This is a genomic window from Xanthomonas sp. A1809 (assembly GCF_017746015.1).
In the GTDB taxonomy this organism is placed as follows: domain Bacteria; phylum Pseudomonadota; class Gammaproteobacteria; order Xanthomonadales; family Xanthomonadaceae; genus Xanthomonas; species Xanthomonas euvesicatoria.
In genome coordinates this window covers 65,597-84,202 of the sequence record NZ_JAGHWZ010000019.1, presented here as the reverse complement: position 1 = coordinate 84,202, position 18,606 = coordinate 65,597, and the positions used below count along the sequence as shown (strand labels likewise).

At 62.7% G+C, this 18,606-nt stretch carries 18 protein-coding genes; 10 read left to right on the top strand and 8 right to left on the bottom strand.

Translation table 11 applies throughout. The annotated features are described in order from the left end of the window. Positions 1 to 36 precede the first annotated feature (36 nt). The 5 genes from J7396_RS20945 to J7396_RS20925 form a co-directional block, all read right to left on the bottom strand. Complete coding sequence (locus tag J7396_RS20945; RefSeq protein ID WP_082328442.1) at positions 37 to 675, bottom strand: hypothetical protein; 639 nt, start codon at positions 673 to 675, stop codon at positions 37 to 39. A 325-nt stretch (positions 676 to 1,000) separates the two neighbouring features. Further along, positions 1,001 to 2,749, bottom strand: coding sequence for a P-loop NTPase fold protein (locus J7396_RS20940; protein ID WP_209262046.1), 1,749 nt, complete (start codon positions 2,747 to 2,749; stop codon positions 1,001 to 1,003). Between the two features lie 27 nt (positions 2,750 to 2,776). Next, complete coding sequence (locus J7396_RS20935; protein ID WP_209262045.1) at positions 2,777 to 3,154, bottom strand: DUF6161 domain-containing protein; 378 nt, start codon at positions 3,152 to 3,154, stop codon at positions 2,777 to 2,779. Between the two features lie 21 nt (positions 3,155 to 3,175). Further along, positions 3,176 to 3,946 carry a hypothetical protein gene (locus J7396_RS20930; RefSeq protein ID WP_078560601.1) on the bottom strand — a complete coding sequence of 257 codons (771 nt, stop codon included), beginning with the start codon at positions 3,944 to 3,946 and terminating at the stop codon, positions 3,176 to 3,178. A 44-nt stretch (positions 3,947 to 3,990) separates the two neighbouring features. Next, positions 3,991 to 4,467 carry a hypothetical protein gene (locus J7396_RS20925; protein WP_078560602.1) on the bottom strand — a complete coding sequence of 159 codons (477 nt, stop codon included), beginning with the start codon at positions 4,465 to 4,467 and terminating at the stop codon, positions 3,991 to 3,993. A gap of 382 nt (positions 4,468 to 4,849) precedes the next feature. Here J7396_RS20925 and J7396_RS20920 point away from each other — a divergent pair, with 382 nt between their 5' ends. The 8 genes from J7396_RS20920 (at position 4,850) to J7396_RS20885 (ending at position 13,267) form a co-directional block, all read left to right on the top strand. Then, positions 4,850 to 6,382, top strand: coding sequence for an aldehyde dehydrogenase family protein (locus J7396_RS20920; RefSeq protein WP_003482014.1), 1,533 nt, complete (start codon positions 4,850 to 4,852; stop codon positions 6,380 to 6,382). 494 nt (positions 6,383 to 6,876) lie between these two features. Further along, positions 6,877 to 7,161: a DUF4190 domain-containing protein gene (locus J7396_RS20915; protein ID WP_011347158.1), complete on the top strand. Its 285-nt coding sequence runs from the start codon at positions 6,877 to 6,879 to the stop codon at positions 7,159 to 7,161. A 2-nt stretch (positions 7,162 to 7,163) separates the two neighbouring features. Further along, positions 7,164 to 7,931 (top strand): class I SAM-dependent methyltransferase, encoded by a 768-nt coding sequence (locus J7396_RS20910; RefSeq protein ID WP_209262044.1) that lies wholly within the window; start codon positions 7,164 to 7,166, stop codon positions 7,929 to 7,931. Positions 7,932 to 7,936: 5 nt separating this feature from the next. Beyond that, a complete protein-coding gene (locus tag J7396_RS20905; protein ID WP_014090028.1) occupies positions 7,937 to 8,992 on the top strand; it encodes a quinone-dependent dihydroorotate dehydrogenase in 1,056 nt (351 codons plus the stop codon). Then, positions 8,989 to 10,041, top strand: a complete 1,053-nt coding sequence (gene murB, locus J7396_RS20900) for a UDP-N-acetylmuramate dehydrogenase (protein ID WP_209262043.1) — start codon at positions 8,989 to 8,991, stop codon at positions 10,039 to 10,041. Before J7396_RS20905 ends, murB begins: the two co-directional genes overlap by 4 nt. Further along, entirely contained in the window at positions 10,035 to 10,946 is a 912-nt protein-coding gene (locus tag J7396_RS20895; protein ID WP_029819248.1) for a DMT family transporter, read from the top strand. The genes murB and J7396_RS20895 overlap by 7 nt, the downstream gene beginning before the upstream one ends. Before the next feature lie 139 nt (positions 10,947 to 11,085). After that, a complete protein-coding gene (locus tag J7396_RS20890; protein ID WP_209262042.1) occupies positions 11,086 to 11,790 on the top strand; it encodes an aspartate/glutamate racemase family protein in 705 nt (234 codons plus the stop codon). Positions 11,791 to 11,983: 193 nt separating this feature from the next. Further along, positions 11,984 to 13,267 carry an MFS transporter gene (locus J7396_RS20885; protein WP_209262041.1) on the top strand — a complete coding sequence of 428 codons (1,284 nt, stop codon included), beginning with the start codon at positions 11,984 to 11,986 and terminating at the stop codon, positions 13,265 to 13,267. On the opposite strand, the gene J7396_RS20880 is transcribed toward J7396_RS20885, so the two are convergent. Further along, positions 13,264 to 13,995, bottom strand: coding sequence for a phosphatase PAP2 family protein (locus J7396_RS20880; RefSeq protein ID WP_209262040.1), 732 nt, complete (start codon positions 13,993 to 13,995; stop codon positions 13,264 to 13,266). The two genes, J7396_RS20885 and J7396_RS20880, sit on opposite strands and share 4 nt — an antisense overlap. Continuing rightward, a complete protein-coding gene (gene ispG / locus J7396_RS20875) occupies positions 13,976 to 15,241 on the bottom strand; it encodes a flavodoxin-dependent (E)-4-hydroxy-3-methylbut-2-enyl-diphosphate synthase (RefSeq protein WP_209262039.1) in 1,266 nt (421 codons plus the stop codon). Before ispG ends, J7396_RS20880 begins: the two co-directional genes overlap by 20 nt. A 323-nt stretch (positions 15,242 to 15,564) precedes the next feature. Here ispG and J7396_RS20870 point away from each other — a divergent pair, with 323 nt between their 5' ends. Both J7396_RS20870 and J7396_RS20865 read left to right on the top strand, forming a co-directional pair. After that, positions 15,565 to 16,791: an ATP-binding protein gene (locus tag J7396_RS20870; protein ID WP_008571249.1), complete on the top strand. Its 1,227-nt coding sequence runs from the start codon at positions 15,565 to 15,567 to the stop codon at positions 16,789 to 16,791. Continuing rightward, positions 16,788 to 17,354 (top strand): response regulator transcription factor, encoded by a 567-nt coding sequence (locus J7396_RS20865; RefSeq protein WP_011347151.1) that lies wholly within the window; start codon positions 16,788 to 16,790, stop codon positions 17,352 to 17,354. The genes J7396_RS20870 and J7396_RS20865 overlap by 4 nt, the downstream gene beginning before the upstream one ends. A gap of 176 nt (positions 17,355 to 17,530) precedes the next feature. Here the strand turns inward: J7396_RS20865 and J7396_RS20860 are convergent, their stop codons facing one another. Continuing rightward, positions 17,531 to 18,517 (bottom strand): cellulase family glycosylhydrolase, encoded by a 987-nt coding sequence (locus J7396_RS20860; RefSeq protein WP_029819244.1) that lies wholly within the window; start codon positions 18,515 to 18,517, stop codon positions 17,531 to 17,533. Positions 18,518 to 18,606: the final 89 nt, after the last annotated feature.

The following is an 18,606-nucleotide window of genomic DNA, read 5'->3' as shown; positions in this document are numbered from 1 at the left end:
TGACGGCCTGTGGGCGATGGCGCTTGCCTGAAAATCCTATCGTATTCGTGGAGGAAGCACAGCGGGAAATCCGTCCGACGTCTTGGCAACCCAGCGCACCGCCTCTTGGCTACCTGCGGTGATTGCGAGTTGCATGTGAGCCATCACGACCAACGCGTTGCTTTGTTTGACCACAACTTCAACGAGTTCAAGCGGGAAGCCCGTTCGCAACCGATGAAGCGCGTGTGCACCCGCGTGGACAAACGAGTTGAGTGCCGCCCAAGAGTATTTCTTGAACTCCAAAAACACCCGCAGTGGCTCGGCTGCCTGCTTCACCGCTTCAAGAGAGATCAGCATTTTGGATAGCATGGGCAAACGAGCCGCCAGTGATTCACTTGTCGGCGTCAATTCGTCTTGCAAGCAGGCCACCTCGGTATCGTTTGCGCAATAAAGGACCCACACGGCTCTCACCAGCGCCTCGAACTGCGCGCGGTGGATGATAACCGTCGATGGTCCCGCACCAACCGCAAGAAGGCAGCGACTCGCAACGGCGTGCTCAATCGAAAGCAAACAAAGCGCGCGACAAACTTGCAGCCGATCGCTTTGATCAAACGGCGGAGCCGCTGTGATCGGCGCCAACGCCTCCAATAGCTCATCAGAACCTTCAAAGAGCTTCTCAACCGGCTCAGACATCATGCTTCCCGAGGCATTGGGTCAGTTGAATCTTGCCGTAATGACGTAAGCAGTGAAAGAAGCTCGATGACCGGCTTCAAGCACCACACTATATCTCCTGCAAGATCAGGCGCGTAACGGGCCTTTCTGGAGGTGCCACACCTCTCCCTTGCTTGCCAGGCTGGTATTCCTTCACGACTTGGAGTTCGTGACAGCGCCGCACGCAAGACCTTCGGGCGGGACGACCCAGGGTTCTTTGGATCGGCGCAAGGCGGTCGATGAGCTTGGCGGGATGGTATGAGCGCGGTTGGTCTCAGATGGTGCGACAATAATGCGAGGGCCCAGTAAGCTATCGCACATCAGCACCGTCTTCGTCCATCCGTTCGACGAACTGCCGCAGAATGCTGATAGCCCTTCGAAGCTCAGCGTCCAGCAAGCTCATCGGCCGCTTCATTGGGATTTTTTCTTCAAGGACTTCCATCAATGCGGCCGCATAATCTCGATCTTGACTGACAAAGTCACGAGCATTGCTGATCCGTAGACGCTGGCGAAAAATTCCGGAAAATCTGGCAACGGCTTTCGTTCCCAGCTCTCTAAGTTCAGCAAGGAATTCTTCTGGCGATGGCATGTCCTCAAAAAGTGGCGTGGTCGCCACATCCCGGTCAGGCAAGCCACCTTCTAACAGCATTCGCAGCGCCTTTTTGCGCCGATCGCGCTCGGCAAACCTCTGCAGAGCTTCGTTGAGCGCGTAGAGCTTTTCGACGACCCGTCGTTCGTTCTCGTCATACTGGGACGGCCAGCTTTCAAAAGCAGCAGCTTCAACTTGGCTTATGTCGTTGGATAGTGCTTCCAGGCGAAGCAAGGCTTCTTGCGTCCAGTCCTCGGGCGTGGCCTCAAAAATTCCCAGTTCACTCATGAAATATAGACTTCGATAGAGCTGATGAATTCTCATTAGTGCGACGGGGTTCTGATCGAAAAATTCAGCTCTGGCTGCTCTGATAGCCTCTTGAACCTCTGCATCAGACCTTCCCTCATAGTGATGGATGACTTCAATGGGATCATGTGCGCGTTGGTCTTCTAGCAACCCAAAGTCAGCGGCCAAGCGTGCGTAGTCAACACCTTGCTGCCCCTGCATGTGATCGATGAATGCTTGTGACATCGGCCATGCGCTAGCTGCATTTGTTAGACCCAAATCGGCCAGCAGGTCGCCAAGCTCATCCTTTTCTTCACTTCTCACATGCCCTTTTTGCTTGGCGATTTCCCGCAGCGCAAGCGAAATTCCCACGGCGTCGCTAGCAAAAACCCGCCGTGCGACCTTCTCACTTCCAGCCGCTTTTGAAACAGCTCGAGTCCAGAACAAAACCGCAGCCGGCAAGTGACTATTCATCACGCAAGGCAAGACTTCTAGCGGAAGCCCGGAGCAAAGCAGATCCAACTCAGTGAGGAAAAAGCGCACGGTTCGCAAATTTTCCAGCTTAGCCTGATCGATTAGTCCCACCAAGCCATCAAGACCAGCAAGCATAGCCTCACGATTCTGAGGTCGCGAGAACCCTTTAATGATGTATTCGCAGAACTGTGCCGGGTCAGGCCTCACCGTTAATGTCTTTCCAACGATTCGCTCTTTGAACAACGCATAGTCGTCAAACTTATTAAGCGCTCTTCCCTCGTCTGCGATCAGAACACAATGAACGACACTGGCATCGATGAGGTTGACGATGAAGCCAAAGATGACATTGAAATGACCCGCAAAGCGTTCAACGTCATCAATGCAAACAACCGTTCTGTCCCGCGTGAGATCAGCCTTCCATTTGATGTCATCGGGGTCAATTTTCGCTACGCGAAGAAGGGCACGACCAATCACCGCACCAACCTCTGCAACGGTTGTGCCCGCGATTTCATCAACCGATGCTTGGAACAGAGCGCGTTCAAGATCCTCGGCTGTTTGCAGTCCGGCAGCCGAGAAGGTGATCGGCTTCATGCCCTGCAATTTCCGCGCGTAAATCTGCCAATGGAAGGACTTCCCAACACCCCAGCCACCCGTGATAAGGCAGGCATAGCCAGGCTGGGGATTTTTGAGGTAGTGATCAAGCTGTTGCATGGCTTCTAAGAACTATTTGTTTGGGGATTACTTCTTGTTGCCAACGCGGCTTGAAAGAAGATCGAACCAGTGAACAGGCGGAGCGTCATCAACAACCGCGCCGCTGGAAGGCCGGAACAAAGCATGCAAGATCAAGATGCGATCTTCATCTTTGATGACTGATTTCCCGGTTGAGTTGTCCTTCATAAGCGCTAGGAATGTCATCACCAAAGTTCTTCGCTCACTGGCATCGCGCATCAGCGCAAGGCTCTCAGACAAGAGCCGACCCAAGATGCGCAAGATCCAGATTGCGGCAAAAGCTGGTATAACCAAAGGAGCCAGTCCAATGAAGACATTGGCTTTCTCTTTGATTCCAGATAGATACGGAACGCCTTTCGCAATAAATATCCAAGAAAGAACAGTCATCACAAGAGTAAAGGCAATCCCCTAGATGACAGACGCCCTGAGCTGAGTCGTGGCGCGATCTTGCCAATAGGTCGTCGGCGCTCTCAATCCCAGCTCCGTGTCATAGACCCTCTTCAATCCATCCCACTCGTCAGCACGAGTCTGTGACTGATCAGCCCACTCCTTTTGAATCTCAATTTGACCTACGCCCCAAGATTCACCTCGCTGATGCTCGCTGATATCGAAGTCGTTCTTGAACTTCTCAATCTGCTGAGATTGCTCTTCTATGCGAGCTTCGAGCGTTTCAATCAAGTAAGCTTGCTTCTTATTCAACCTCTCGCTTGCCTGCCGCACTTCTTCTACCTGATCGATATCAGGGTCAAAACGGCTTGCGGAGATAATGACTAAGCTGCGCAACCAAGCGAGCTGTTGGGCCGTGAAGGTTGATCGTCGCCACTGCGCTGTGTAATCAGAACGAAACGCCGCATAGGCCATGCCAAACGCATTGCCGCTCCTTCGCGACATGGTCCGCAGCGTCGGAAAGTTCGACGAGCTGTGTGTAAACACTAGCCCTCTTGTTACCGGTGAGAAGACAGCAGCGGGGGATTCGTCCGAGTCAGAGGACTCAACGAAGCGCGCTAATGCCTCAACGAAGTTCGAATGCTCACTGATAAAGGAGGCAGCGAGACTGTCGTCTGGATCAATATCTAGCTCCTGCCAAGCCTCTTGCTCCTTTTCAAGCCACGTCTGAACTTGTGTTTTTGACTCAAATTGCAGCACACGGCTTTCGCCGTAAAGCTTTATCTCGATCATGCATCCCCCTGTTGCTTGCCGCTCATGCGCAGCGCTTCCAGCTTCTAAATTGGCCAGCACTGGTCCTTAATTAGCTCGTGCCTGACACGCTCAGCCTTCGCCTTTGCTTCCTCATAGCGAAGCTCATTCAGCACCTCAGCCGCGACCTCCCCCAGCTCACCGGCCAATTCCTGCTCGCCAAGTGCCCCCATCACTTGCTCCCAGAAGGTAGCAGCACGCACAAAGCCTAGACGCGGCCCTATCGCCGATCGGCGTCGCGAGGATGAAGAGGTGATGGTGGGGGTGACCGGCTGAGGTGTCGGCGCTGGATCCAAGATCTCAGCCAAGGCTTCAAGCGGCATCTGGATTAATCCATCGATCTTTCGGGCACCCGGATAGCGCCCTGACTGCATCCCTTCACGCACGCGCTGCACCACCCCTCTCGTGCTCTGACCACGAAGCACATATGCGACCTCTTCGGGCCGAAGTGCATATCGCTGCGGATACAACTCTCGAAGCGTTTGAAGCGCGCTTGCAGACATGTGCGATGGGCCATCCCTAGACTCATTACAACTGTCTTATAGCGTAGCCAAAGAGACCTTGGAAGCCGTGGCAATTCTGTGGCGAACAAGCGCTGTTGGAAGCTGCTTTAAGTTGTCTAGACCTGCATGTCGCCCACTGCAGGGTCAGCCACATGCCTTATTAAACAACAGGTTAGATGAGATAAAGGTGGCCCCACAATTTCCCCTCTTCCTTAGGAGGGGGACGCTCTATCCAGCTGAGCTACGGGGCCAAGGGCGGCATTGTCGCACGATCGTTGCGATTGCCAAGCCGGTAGGTGGCCGGCGGAGCCTGCTAAAATCGCCGGCTACCGTGTTGCGGATGGCTCGGCCACCGTGACCGCCACTGTTTCCAGGAGATCCCATGTCCGCTGACCTGCTCAAGGCGCTCGACCTCGCTGCGTCCAATTCCGGCACCTATCTTGGCGAGGCGACCTGGTCGCAGGCCACCGGCGCCGGGGTGCTGCAGCCGCTCAATCCGACCACCAATGCGGTGATCGCCGAGGTGCAGGCCACCACGCCGGAAGACTACGAGCTGATCGTCCAGCGCGCGCAGGCAGCCTTCAAGGTGTGGCGTACCACGCCGGCGCCGCGTCGCGGTGAGGCCGTGCGCCTGTGCGGCGAGGCGCTGCGTGCGCACAAGGATGCGCTCGGTTCGCTGGTGGCGCTGGAAATGGGCAAGAGCAAGCCAGAAGGCGACGGCGAAGTGCAGGAGATGATCGACATCGCCGACTTTGCCGTGGGCCAGAGCCGCATGCTCTACGGCTACACCATGCATTCGGAGCGCCCCGGCCACCGCATGTACGAGCAGTACCAGCCGCTGGGGCTGGTGGGCATCATCAGCGCGTTCAACTTCCCGGTGGCGGTGTGGGCCTGGAATGCGTTTCTGGCGGCGATTTGCGGCGATATCTGCATCTGGAAGCCGTCCAACAAGACGCCGCTGACCGCGATCGCGACGATGAAGATCTGCAACGCGGCACTGAAGGACGCCGGCTTCCCGGACATCTTCTTCCTGATCAACGATGCCGGCACGGCGCTGTCGGAAAAGCTGGTCGAAGACACCCGCGTGCCGCTGATCAGCTTCACCGGTTCGACCCAGATTGGCCGCGTGGTGGCAGAGAAAGTCGCCCGTCGACTGGGCCGCTGCCTGCTGGAATTGGGCGGCAACAACGCCATCATCCTGGACGAAACCGCCGATCTGAAGCTGGCCATCCCGGGCATCGTGTTCGGTGCCGTTGGCACTGCCGGGCAGCGCTGCACCACCACGCGCCGCCTGATCGTGCACGCCTCCATCTATGACACCGTGCTGGCGACGCTAGTCAAGGCGTACAAGCAGCTCGACAGCAAGATCGGCGACCCCACCGACCCGGCAAACCTGATGGGCCCGCTCAACAGCCAGGGCGCCGTTGCGCAGTTCCTGGACTCGATCGCCAAGGCCAAGGCGGCCGGCGGCACCGTCGAAGTGGGCGGCACGGCGATCGATCGCCCGGGCAACTTCGTGCTGCCGGCCATTGTCACGGGGCTGCAGAACAGCGACGCAGTGGTGCAGCACGAGACCTTCGCGCCGATCCTGTACGTGATGAAGTACAGCACGCTGGATGAGGCGATCGAGCTGCAGAACGGCGTGCCGCAGGGCCTGTCGTCGTCGATCTTCACCCAGAACCTCAAGGCCGCCGAGAAGTTCCTGTCGGCGGCAGGCAGCGACTGCGGTATCGCCAACGTCAACATCGGCACCTCGGGTGCGGAGATCGGTGGCGCGTTCGGCGGCGAGAAGGAAACCGGCGGCGGGCGCGAGTCTGGCTCGGATGCGTGGAAGGTGTATATGCGTCGTCAGACCAACACCATCAACTACTCCGATTCGCTGCCCCTGGCGCAGGGCATCAAGTTCGATCTTTGATCGAGATTGCATGGCGCGCCGGGCATATGCTCGGCGCGCCGCATGGTCGCAACGAGCCTGTTGCAGCGGCCCGCGCTGCGTAGCCGACGCACACAATCCGGTGGTTCTCGCCATCGCAGCGGCAGTGGCAGCCAGGAAGCGCCGGCGGCGGCAGGCGACGTTCGCCGATCCGGCTCTGTGCAACGTACGCCACCTCTGCACGGGGCGCAGCGTCCGCCGGCGATACAACGCAGGCGCCCCGTGGCACCGGCCCGGCTTGAACCCGCCGGGCCACATGGCGCCCGTTCGGCACCACCGACAGCCAGCGTCCGGCAGGACGCGTCTCGACGGGCATGACCACGCCCTACCCGCACGAGCAGCCATTTCAGCCGCTCCCGCCCGCAAAACCAGCCCCGCAACGACGTTTGGCCGCAAACGGCACGCCTTTTGCCCGGCGGCTCTGGGATAATCATGCGACGCCAGCCTTCGGCTGCCCGCCTTTCAAGGAGTTCATGATGAACGTTGTCGTTCGACAGACCAGCGCCATGGCGATCGTCAGCCTGGTTGCGGGCATTCTCGGCTGGACGCTGATCCCGTTCCTGGGCAGCATCTGCGCCATCATTACCGGGCATCTGGCCCGCGCGGAAATCCGCCGCAATCCCCAGGGTCTGGACGGCGACGGCCTGGCCATCGGCGGCCTCATCATGGGCTGGCTGGCGGTGGCGCTCTGGGTGGTGGGAATCGCGTTTTTCCTGCTGTTCTTTGGCGGCATGGCCTGGCTTGCGGCCGCCAACAGTTGAGCATGGCCACGCCCTCCTCCGCCCAGCGCTTCAACGACCGCGTAGCGGCCTATGTGCGCTACCGGCCCAGTTACCCGCCGCAGCTGCTGCGTTGGCTGCATGACGAACTGGGCGTGACGCCCGCAACGGCAGTGGCCGACATCGGCGCCGGCACCGGCATTTCCAGCCGCCTGTTTCTGGAAGCCGGGCATGCGGTGACGGCGGTGGAGCCCAACCAGGCCATGCGTGACGCGGCGCTGCAGTGGTTGGCGGAATTTCCCAAGTTTCAGGCGATCGACGGCACCGCCGAAGCCACCGGGCTGGCCGATGCCAGCGTGGGCCTGGTGTCTGCGGCGCAGGCCTTCCACTGGTTCGACATGCAGGCCGTGCACGCCGAATGGGCGCGCATCCTGCAGCCCGGCGGGCTGGCGGTGGTGTACTGGAATTCGCGCGAACTGGACAGCACCGCGTTCCTGCGCGGCTACGAGCAGTTGCTGCTGGATTACGGCACCGACTATTCCGCAGTGGCCGAGCGGTATCAGGACGATGCCACCATGCAGGCGTGGTTCGGCGATGGCTTCTGCGCGATGGCGCGCTTTCCGAACGTGCAGCGGCTGGACTTCGAGAGCTTGCGCGGCCGCCTGCTATCGTCCTCGTACGCCCCGCTTGCGCACGACCCACGTCATGCCCCGATGCTCGCCGCACTCCGCACGTTGTTCGATGCATATGCGCACAATGGGCTGATCGACTTCCAATACCAAACCCGCGTGTTCGCCGGGAGATTGAACTGACCCGCATGTATTCGCTTGCCCGCCCCTTTCTGTTTTCCCTGGATGCCGAGCGCGCCCACGCGCTGGCGTTGCGCTCCATCGACACCGCCTACCGCACCGGCACCACGGCATTGCTGGCCAGGCGCCCGGTGCCGCTGCCTACTCCGGCCTTCGGCCTGATGTTCCCCAACCCGGTCGGGCTGGGTGCCGGGCTGGACAAGAACGGCGAGCACATCGATGCGTTGTTTGCGCTGGGCTTCGGCTTTGTCGAGATCGGCACGGTGACGCCCCGCGCGCAGGAGGGCAACCCGAAGCCACGCATGTTCCGATTGCCGGAATACCAGGCGGTGATCAACCGCATGGGCTTCAACAATCTGGGCGTGGATGCGCTGGTGGCCAACGTGCAGCGCGCACGCCGCACGGGAGGCCTGCTCGGCATCAACATCGGCAAGAACAAGGACACGCCCAACGAGGAGGCCACCAGTGACTACCGTTACTGCATGGAGCGCGTGTATCCGCTGGCCGACTACATCACGGTCAACATCTCCTCGCCCAATACTGCAGGCTTGCGCGAGTTGCAGGAAGAACAATCGTTGCGCCGTCTGATTTCCGACTTGCGCGAAACCCAGGAAGTGCTAAGCGCGCAACACGGCAAACGGGTGCCGATGCTGGTCAAGGTGGCGCCGGACCTCAACGACCGCGACATCGATGCCGCCGCACGCGTGCTGGCCGACCTGGCAGTGGATGGCGTGATCGCAACCAACACCACGGTGACACGCACACTGGTGGCCAATCACCCGCTGGCTGCCGAAGCCGGCGGTCTGTCCGGCGCGCCGCTGCTGGGGCAATCCACGTTGGTGCTGCGGCGCCTGCGCGCGCGCCTGCCCGAATCGATTCCGTTGATTGGCGTGGGCGGCATCAACTCCGGCGCCGATGCGGTGGCCAAGATGGCAGCCGGTGCGAGCCTGGTGCAGTGCTACAGCGGGTTGGTGTATCGCGGCCCGCAGCTCATCGGCGAATGCGTCAACGCCATCCGACGCCGTCGCGAAGCACCCAGCGGCGGTGCGGTGTCGCCGTTATGAGCGATGCAGTGCACACAGGCTGGCAGCTGAGCGAACAGGCGCCGCTGCGCGCGCTCAACACCTTCCATGTGGAGGCCACCGCGCGCTGGTTGCTCAACATCCACGCGCCCGAGGCATTGCCGCAGGCATTGGCCGCGCCCGAGATCGCCGGACAACCGTTGCTGGTGCTGGGCAGCGGCAGCAATGTCTTGCTAGCCGGCGATCCGCCCGGCTGCGTGCTGTGCTTCGACAACCGCCAGACTTCCATCATCGCGCACCGTGCCGACCACGCCATCGTGCGGGCCGGCGCCGGCGTGAACTGGCATGCGCTGGTGCTGTACTCGCTGCAGCAGGGCTTGTCGGGGCTGGAAAATCTGGCACTGATTCCGGGCACCGTGGGCGCCTGCCCGATCCAGAACATCGGCGCGTACGGCGCGCAGGTGGGCGACTTCATCCACGTGGTGGAAGCCTTCGACCGGCATAGCCAGCAGTTCGTGCGGCTGGATGCGGCCGACTGCGCGTTCGGCTACCGCGACAGCGTGTTCAAGCAGCAGCCCGAGCGTTATCTGATCGTGGCGGTGGAATTCAATCTACCGCTGCTGCACGAACTGCGACTGGACTACGCAGGCATTCGCGAGGAACTGGCGCGCATGGGCGCCGAACTGGCGGGCGCGGCCGATGTGGCGCAGGCGGTGATCAACATCCGGCGCCGCAAGTTGCCGGACCCGGATGTGCTGGGCAATGCGGGCAGCTTCTTCAAGAACCCATTGCTGCCGAGCGAACAGATTGCCGCCTTGCAGGCCAGCTTTGCCGACATGCCGGTGTATCCGGGCGAGCATGCCGGCCAGGGCAAATTGTCGGCCGCCTGGCTGATCGAGCAATGCGGCTGGAAGGGCAGGCGCGAGGGCGATGCCGGCGTGTCGCCCGAGCATGCGCTGGTGCTGGTCAATTACGGCACCGCCACGGGCGCGCAGTTGCTGGATTTCGCGCGGCGCATTGCCGAGTCGGTGCGCGAGCGCTATTCGGTGATCCTGGAACCGGAACCGCGCATCATCGGGGCGCATTGGTGACCCCAGCGCAGGTATCGCGGCGAGCCGCGCTGTGGATGCTCACCAGTACCTTCGCCTTCGGGTTGATGGCAATCACCATCCGCCTGGCCTCGAGCACGATTGCGACGACCGAGATCGCATTTTTCCGCAATGCGTTCGGGTTGCTGGCGTTGTTGCCGTTGATCGTGCGGCCGGGCAAGCCGCTGCCGCGCACGCGACAATTGCCGCAGTATTTCGCCCGCACCTTGATCGGCCTGGCCTCGATGCTGTGCGGGTTTTGGGCGATCGGCCATCTGCCCCTGTCGCAGGCCATCTCGCTCTCCTACTCCACGCCATTATTCGTCACCGTGTTGGCCGTGGTGTGGCTGCATGAGCAGGTCCGGCTGCGGCGCTGGCTGGCGGTGGCGGCGGGTTTTATCGGCGTCCTGGTGATCCTGCGACCAGGCTCGTCCACGTTCACGCCCGGCTTGCTGATTGCGCTGTTGGCTGCGGTCATCAGCGCCATCGTCGCGATCCAGATCAAACAGCTCTCGCGCAGCGACGACTCCGACACGGTGGTCTTCTACACCTACGTGTTCTGGGTGCCGATGTCGCTGATTCCGGCGCTGTTCCAATGGAACTGGCCGCAGGGCATCGGCTGGGTATGGCTGGTGGCCACCGGCATCTTCGGCACCGCCGGGCAGTTGTTCTGGACGCGCGCACTCAAGCTGGGCGAAGTCTCTGCGTTGCAGCCGATCAGTTTCATGCAGCTGCCCCTGGTGGCGTTGCTGGGTTGGTGGCTGTTCGGCGAGGCGATCGAACGCCATACCGTGATCGGTGCGGCCATCATCATCGGCGCCAATGTCTATATCGCCCATCGCGAAACGGTGCTGGCGCGTCGCGCCGCTACGCATGCACCAGTGGAAGGCGCCAAGCCGGGCGAGTGAACCCGGCATCCCGACCTGCCTGGGCATGATCGCGAATACATCTGGTCCGGACGCCGACATACACTCCAGTCCCATGCGCAGCGCACGCTGCGTGGCGTAGCTCTGGCAACCTCATCCGCTGTCGTATCATGGAGTTCGCATGCCGGTTCCAAGCAAGACAATCGGTTTGATCGGTGGAATGAGCTGGGAATCCACGCTGCCCTACTACCGCATCATCAATCAGCGCGTCCGCCATGCATGCGGCGGCCTGCATTCGGCGAAGCTGCTGCTGTATAGCGTTAATTTCCACGAGATCGAGCGGCTGCAGCACACCGGCGATTGGGATAGCGCTGGCCAGGCGATGGCAGCAGCCGCGCGTGCGTTGCAGGCAGCAGGCGCCGACTTCATCGTGCTGTGCACCAACACCATGCACTGCGTTGCCGACGCGATTACCGCCGCGACGCCACTGCCGCTGCTGCATATCGCCGATGCCACCGCCGACGCGCTGGTCGCAGCGGGCATCAGCCGGGTCGGATTGCTCGGCACGCGCTTCACCATGGAGCAGCCGTTCTATCGCCAGCGCCTGCAGGCACGCGGCCTGGACGTACTGGTGCCGCCGGCAGAGGCACGCGCACAACTGCATCGCGTGATCTACGACGAACTCTGCCAGGGTGTGATCAAGCCCGAATCGCGCGAATACTTCTGCAAGGTCATGGGCGAGCTCGGCCAGCACGGTGCGCAGGCGATCATCCTGGGCTGCACCGAGATTTCGCTGCTGGTGGACAGCACCGATGCGCAGTTGCCGTTGTTCGACACCACCGCACTGCACGCCGAGGCAGCGGCACTGGCGAGCGTATCCGGCTGATGCGCAGCGAACGCCCGAACGCGCGCGGTAACCGAAGCCCGCAGGCGTGTTTGCGCCAGGCCTGATGGGTGCCATCGGCAATTGATTGCCGAAACGGCGTAGCGACGGCCCCGCCCGGCAGCTAGCATTGCCTGCTCGGCGCATCAGCAGGCTTCAATGGCAATGCGCGCCACCCGCGACAGGATGCGACTGCATGACCACCCATGCCCCACCGACGCAGCTCACCCGCAGCGATTACAAAACCCTGGGCTTGTCCGCGCTGGGCGGCGCGCTGGAGTTCTACGACTTCATCATCTTCATTTTTTTCGCGAAGGTGCTGGGCGAGCTGTTCTTTCCGCCCGGCATTCCGGAGTGGACGCGGCAACTGCAGACATTCGGCATCTTTGCGGCCGGCTACCTGATCCGGCCGTTGGGCGGCATTGTGATGGCGCATTTTGGCGATCTGCTTGGTCGCAAGCGCATGTTCGCGCTGAGCATCGGATTGATGGCGCTGCCCACACTGGCCATCGGCGTGCTGCCGACCTACGCGCAGATCGGCCTGGCCGCGCCGCTGCTGCTGTTGACGATGCGCCTGCTGCAGGGCGCAGCCATCGGTGGCGAAGTGCCCAGTGCGTGGGTGTTCGTGGCAGAACACGTCCCCGCGCGGCGCACAGGGCTGGCCTGCGGCACCTTGACCGCTGGCCTGGCTGCCGGCGTGCTGCTTGGTTCGCTGAGTGCCGGCGCACTGAATCGTGCGTTTTCTGCGGAGGAAATCGCCGAGTACGCCTGGCGCCTGCCGTTTTTGGCCGGCGGCATCTTCGGCCTGCTGTCGGTGTACCTGCGGCGCTGGCTGCATGAAACGCCGGTGTTCGCCGAACTGGTCGCCATGCGCGCGTTGGCGCGCGAGACGCCACTGAAGGTGGTGCTGCGCGATCACCCGCGCAGTCTGGCTATGTCGCTCTGGCTGACCTGGGTGATCGCCGCCGCAGTGCTGGTGGTGTCGCTGATGACGCCCACGCTGCTGCAGAGTGCGTACGGCTATCCGGCACCGGTGGCATTGCAGGCCAATCTTCTGGCAGTGCTGCTGCAGGCGATCGGCTCGGTGGTGGCCGGGGCACTCTCGGACCGTTGGGGCAACGGGCGTGTGCTGCTGGCCGGCAGCGTGCTTCTGGGTATCAGCGCATGGCTGTTCTACCGCTTTGCGGGCGACCCGCGCCTGCTGTTTCCGCTCTATGCCCTGCTCGGCGCTGCGCTGGGCGTGCTGGGTGCAATTCCGCGCGTGATGGTCGAGGCGTTTCCACCGGTGGTTCGGCTGTCCGGCGTGTCGTTCGCCTACAACCTGGGCTATGCCGTATTCGGCGGCCTGACTCCGCTGCTGGTGGTGATGCTGCTCAAGCAGCACCCGATGGGGCCGGCGTACTACGTCATCTTGCTGGCTTCCATCGGCGCCATGGTTGGCGCCCGGTTATCGCAACGGGAGCGGATCGGCCGCGGTTAATCGGCAAACGGCACGCGCCCGGGCTGCTCCGCCACCGCTCCAGCCGGCGTGCGCCAATGCGGCCGCCGCGCGCCGCGGAACATCACCAGATACAGCCCGACCACCCATACCAGCGCGGCCGACCAGCCGCCCAGGATGTCGGACGGGTAATGCACGCCCAGGTAGATGCGCGAGATGCCCACCAGCAGCGCGAACACGCTGGCGACAATGGTCACCGGCCAGCGCCAGCGCGTGTTCCAGGCCAGCGCGATGACCACCGCTGCCAATGTCATCGAGCCCATCGCGTGGCCGCTGGGAAAACTGAACGTGCTCTCCGGCGCGATCGATTCCCACAAGCTGGGGCGGTCGCGCTGGAAAAACTGCTTGGCGCCCATGTTCAACAGCGCCGAGCCGCCGAATCCCAGCGCGGCAAACGTGCCCTCGCGCCGGCGCTGCAAGACCAGCAACACCAGCACGATGGCGATATCGGCCGGAATCACGCCGTACTGGTAGCCCGCCTTGGAGATCGCACCAAAGAACGCATCCAGGCCGGGCGTGGCGATGCTGCGCATGCTCCACAGCAGCGGCTCGTCGAAGTAGACATTTTCCAGCGCGTGGACCTCATCGGCCAGGTCCACGAACAGCCCGAGCGGCAGCAGCACCCCGGCAAACAGCAACGCCATGCGCCACGCATTGCTACGCAACCATCCCTTGAACCCGGCCGGCGATTCAGCCGGCGCGGCGGACATAGGTACGTTCGACGTATTGATCGATCAATTCAATGAATTCGTAGGCGATGTTTTCGCCGCGCAAGGTGACGCTCTTTTCGCCATCGATGAACACCGGTGCCGACGGTGCCTCGCCCGTGCCCGGCAGCGAAATCCCGATATTGGCGTGGCGCGATTCGCCCGGCCCGTTGACCACGCAGCCCATCACCGCCAGGGTCATGTTTTCCGCGCCGGGGTTGGTGATCTTCCATTCCGGCATCTTGGCGCGCACATGGTTCTGCACCACGCCGGCCAGCTCCTGGAAGAACTCGGAGGTGGTGCGGCCGCACCCCGGGCAGGCGGTGACCATCGGGGTAAACGCACGCTGGCCGGTGGTCTGCAGCAGTTCCTGCGCCACCACCACTTCCTGGGTGCGCGACTGCCCAGGCTCGGGCGTCAGCGAGATGCGGATGGTGTCGCCGATGCCTTCCTGCAGCAGCACGCTCAGTGCCGCCGCCGAGGCCACGATGCCCTTGCTGCCGATACCGGCCTCGGTCAGGCCAAGATGCAGCGCGAAATCGCAGCGGCTGGCCATGTCGCGGTACACCGCGATCAGCTCCTGTACGCCGGACACCTTGGCCGACAGGATGATGCGCTCGCGCGGCAGGCCCAGCTCCACCGCACGCTCGGCCGAATCCACCGCCGAGCGGATCAGCGCCTCGCGCAGCACCCGGCCGGCATCCCACGGGGCGTCGCGTTGCGAATTTTCGTCCATCAGCTGCGCTGCCAGCGACTGGTCCAGCGAGCCCCAGTTGGCGCCAATGCGCACCGGCTTGCCGTACTTGATGGCGAACTCGATCAACTGACCGAACTGCAGATCCTTCTTCTTGCCGAACCCGACATTGCCCGGATTGATGCGGTACTTGGCCAGCGCCTCGGCACAGGCCGGCTCGGCAGCGAGCAGTTGATGGCCGTTGTAATGGAAGTCGCCGATCAAGGGCACTTCGATGCCCATCATGCGCAGCTTGTCGACGATGCGCGGAATGGCGGCAGCGGACTCGGCATTGTTGACGGTCAGGCGCACCATTTCCGAGCCGGCGCGCCACAGATCGGCGACCTGCTTGACGCTGCCGGCGATGTCGGCGGTGTCGGTGTTGGTCATCGACTGGACGACGACCGGATGGCCCCCGCCCACGGTCACGCTGCCGATCTTGACGGCCTGGGTGATGCGACGCGGCCAGGCGGTGGCGTCGGCGGGAGGGGTTGGGCGGGTCACGGCGTCATGCATCGCGCTATTTTAGCCTGTCCGCCGTGCGCTCACAGCTGAAGCGAGAGGCGCACCGATCTCTAGAGCGTGTGATGTACCTTGAGGTGAGTGCGAAGCGTCCGGTGGCGCGTCGAGACAGGGCGTGCGCTGCGGCCCAGGATGGACGCCTGGGCAAGGCGCGCAACGCGGTATCGGCGCGCCACAGGACGCTTCCCGGAGGGTTGGCCGCCAGCGGAACGCAGCGGGCGGCCAACGCATCTCATCTCAACGTGCATCACACGCTCCAGGCCGATGCGACGGTTTGTCGCAGGCCACCATCTTCCCAAGCGCATAGCATTGCCGTGATGAACAGCTCCGACGCTTCCTTCCTGCGGACCCTCTGCAGCCTGCGCTGGCTGGCCACCGCCGGCCAGGCCGCCACCATCCTGGTCGCCACCGGGCTGATGGGCCTGAACCTGCCGCAGCAACCCCTATGGGCCGGCGTAGCCGCGTTGGCGGTCTTCAACCTGTATGCGCAGCTGCGTGTGGCGCACCGCGGCGCGGTGAGCCCGGCCACCGAGTTCGGCCACATCCTGGTCGACGTGACGGTCCTGACCTGGATGGTGGGCTGGAGCGGTGGCATCGCCAACCCGTTCGGTTCGTTGTTCCTGGTGCTGATTGCGCTGGCCGCATTGGCGCTGCCGCTGAGCTGGGCGATGGCGGTGGCGGCATCGTGCGTGGCCGGCTATGTGATCAGCGCAGCGTTCGGGCTGCCGCTGCCTTATGGCGGCTTCGACCCGCTCAGCCTGCACATGTGGGGCATGGCGGCCAACTTCCTGCTGTCCACCGTGGTGGTGCTGGCGTTCGCGACACGGCTGGCTTTTTCCATGCGCGAGCGCGAACGCGAGATCTCTACCTTGCGTGAGCGCTTTGCGCGCAACGAAGGCATCGTGGCGCTGGCCACGCACGCAGCGTCGGTGGCGCACGAATTAAACACGCCGCTGGCCACCATGACCCTGCTGGTGGACGACATCGCCGACCAGTGCGAGCAAGGCGAATTGCGCGAAGACCTGGATACCTTGCGCGAGCTGCTGGTGCAGTGCCACGAACGCGTCCTGGCCTTGGCGGCACCTGCCGACAACGGCCATCTGAGCCGCGAGGTGGCCGTGAAAGAAGTGCTGGAACAATGGCGCCTGGTGCGCCCCACCATCGAACTGCGCCGCAACGAGGACGCGCCCATGCGCCTGATGCTGCAGCCCGGCGTCAGCCACCTGCTGATGGTGTTGCTCAACAACGCCGCCGATGCCGGCGAACGTGTCGGGCGCCCGCAGATCGATCTGACGCTGCGGGTGGAACACGACCATCTCAGCGGCGAAGTACGCGACTACGGACCCGGCTTCGACACCGCGCAAGCGATGCTGCCGGGCACGCTGTTCAATAGCGGCAAGCACGACGGCATGGGCGTGGGGTTGGCGCTCTCGCATGCCACTGTCGAACGCCTGCAGGGCGAGTTGTGGATGCTGCCCGCCGAAGGCAGCGGCGCGCGCGTCGGTTTCCGTCTGCCCCTCTCCGACCACGAGGCACTCGCATGACAAGTCCCCCGATCCGTACCGGTCTGCTGGTCGACGACGACACCTTGTACCTGCGCACGCTGCAACGCAGCCTTGCACGCCGCGGCGTGGAAACGCTCACCGCCACCGATGCAGCCAGCGCGTTGTCCACGGCACGCAGCGCGATGCCGGATTTTGCATTGATCGATCTCAAGCTCGGCCACGATTCCGGCTTGAGCCTGATCCAGCCGCTGCGCGAGATCCGCACCGACATGCGCATCCTGCTGGTCACCGGGTACGCCAGCATCGCCACGGCGGTGGAGGCGATCAAACTCGGCGCCGATGACTACCTGCCCAAGCCGGCCAATATTCCCACCATCATGCGGGCGCTGGGCGAAGAGGATGACGAGTTGCCAGAGCCGGACGAAGAAGAAAGCGCGCAGGAAATGATGACGCCGCTCAGCCGCTTGCAGTGGGAGCACATCCAGCAGGCGCTGCACGAAACCGGCGGCAACGTGTCGGCGGCCGCGCGGCTGCTGGGCATGCATCGCCGCTCGCTGCAGCGCAAGCTGACCAAGCGCCCGAGCCCCGGGCCGTTACGCTAGCCGTCCCGCCCTGTCGCCGAACCCCACGCGGCATGGACGCTGGGTGGGGGGCTGACAAGGCCGCACCTGCAAGCGCGTTCCGCGCCCGTGCGCCGGCCCTGTAGCGGCGCGCAGACCGCGTTGCAGTGCCCTTGTGCGTGCCGAAAAACTACCGCGGCCGACTGCAGGACTTCATCTCACAACGGGCCGAACACGCTTGCCCGACGCGAGGTTGCTGTGATGCCGTCGGCGCCCAGGATCAAGTTGCGCCCCCAGGTGCTCAGTTGTGCCGCATTCCAGCCGATCGCGATATCCAGCGACTTCGTGCTGCTGTCGTTGCCCGACCATGACCAGCCCATGTAGCCAACGTTGTAGTCGCGCGCGCGGCGCATGATCGCCGCTTCGTCCACATGCGCACCGCGATGGTCGCCACCGAATTCGCCGATCACCAGCGCCAGCTTTTTATCGTTGAAGGCGCGCAAGTAATTGTTGATCGTGGCATCGCTGCCGAACACTTCGTACATGTGCACGCTGAACATCAGGTTGCGGCGGCTGTCGCGGGCCAGCAGCACAGCGGCGTTGTCGCGCATGTAGAACTGCCAGTCCTGGCCCCAGTTGGGCGCATCCACCATCAAGGCGTGGGTCAATCCATTCTTGCGCAAGGTGGCGATGGCGGTGGCATGGCCGTTGACCCATTCGCTGGCAGTCAGGCTGTTGCCGAACGGTTCGTTGGCGATATTGATGACCACATGGTCTTCGTTGCCGATCAGCGCCTTGCGGATGCCGACCCAGTAATTGGTCGCATTGACCAGATTCGCAGCGGCGGTGTCTTCGCCGTAGCCGGTGGTGTCGTGGACCTCCAGCACGGCGATCAAGCCCAGGCTCTTGCAGCGCGCGATGATGCGGACCACATCGGCCTCCGGTGTGCGCGTCCAGCGGTAGCCGGAACTGAGCACGACGCGCACGCTGTTGGCGCCGGTGGCCGCGATGGCTGCCAAAGCCGCATCGGTGCGGCCCGCATACCAGGCATGCGGAAGGTTGACGCCGCGCAGCACCAATGCGTTGCCATTGGACTCGCGCAACTGCGTCCCGGACACCGTAAGCCCTGCATGGGCGGCAGACGACAGCGCCAGACCGGCGACGACGAGGAGCGTGCGTTGTGCAAAAGACAGCAATGAATTCACGATGATTCCAAAATAGAAATGACAAGAGCCGCGATGGCGAAACTCACAGCGCGAGTGAAGACTGTGTCAATTCGTGACACGCATAAGGC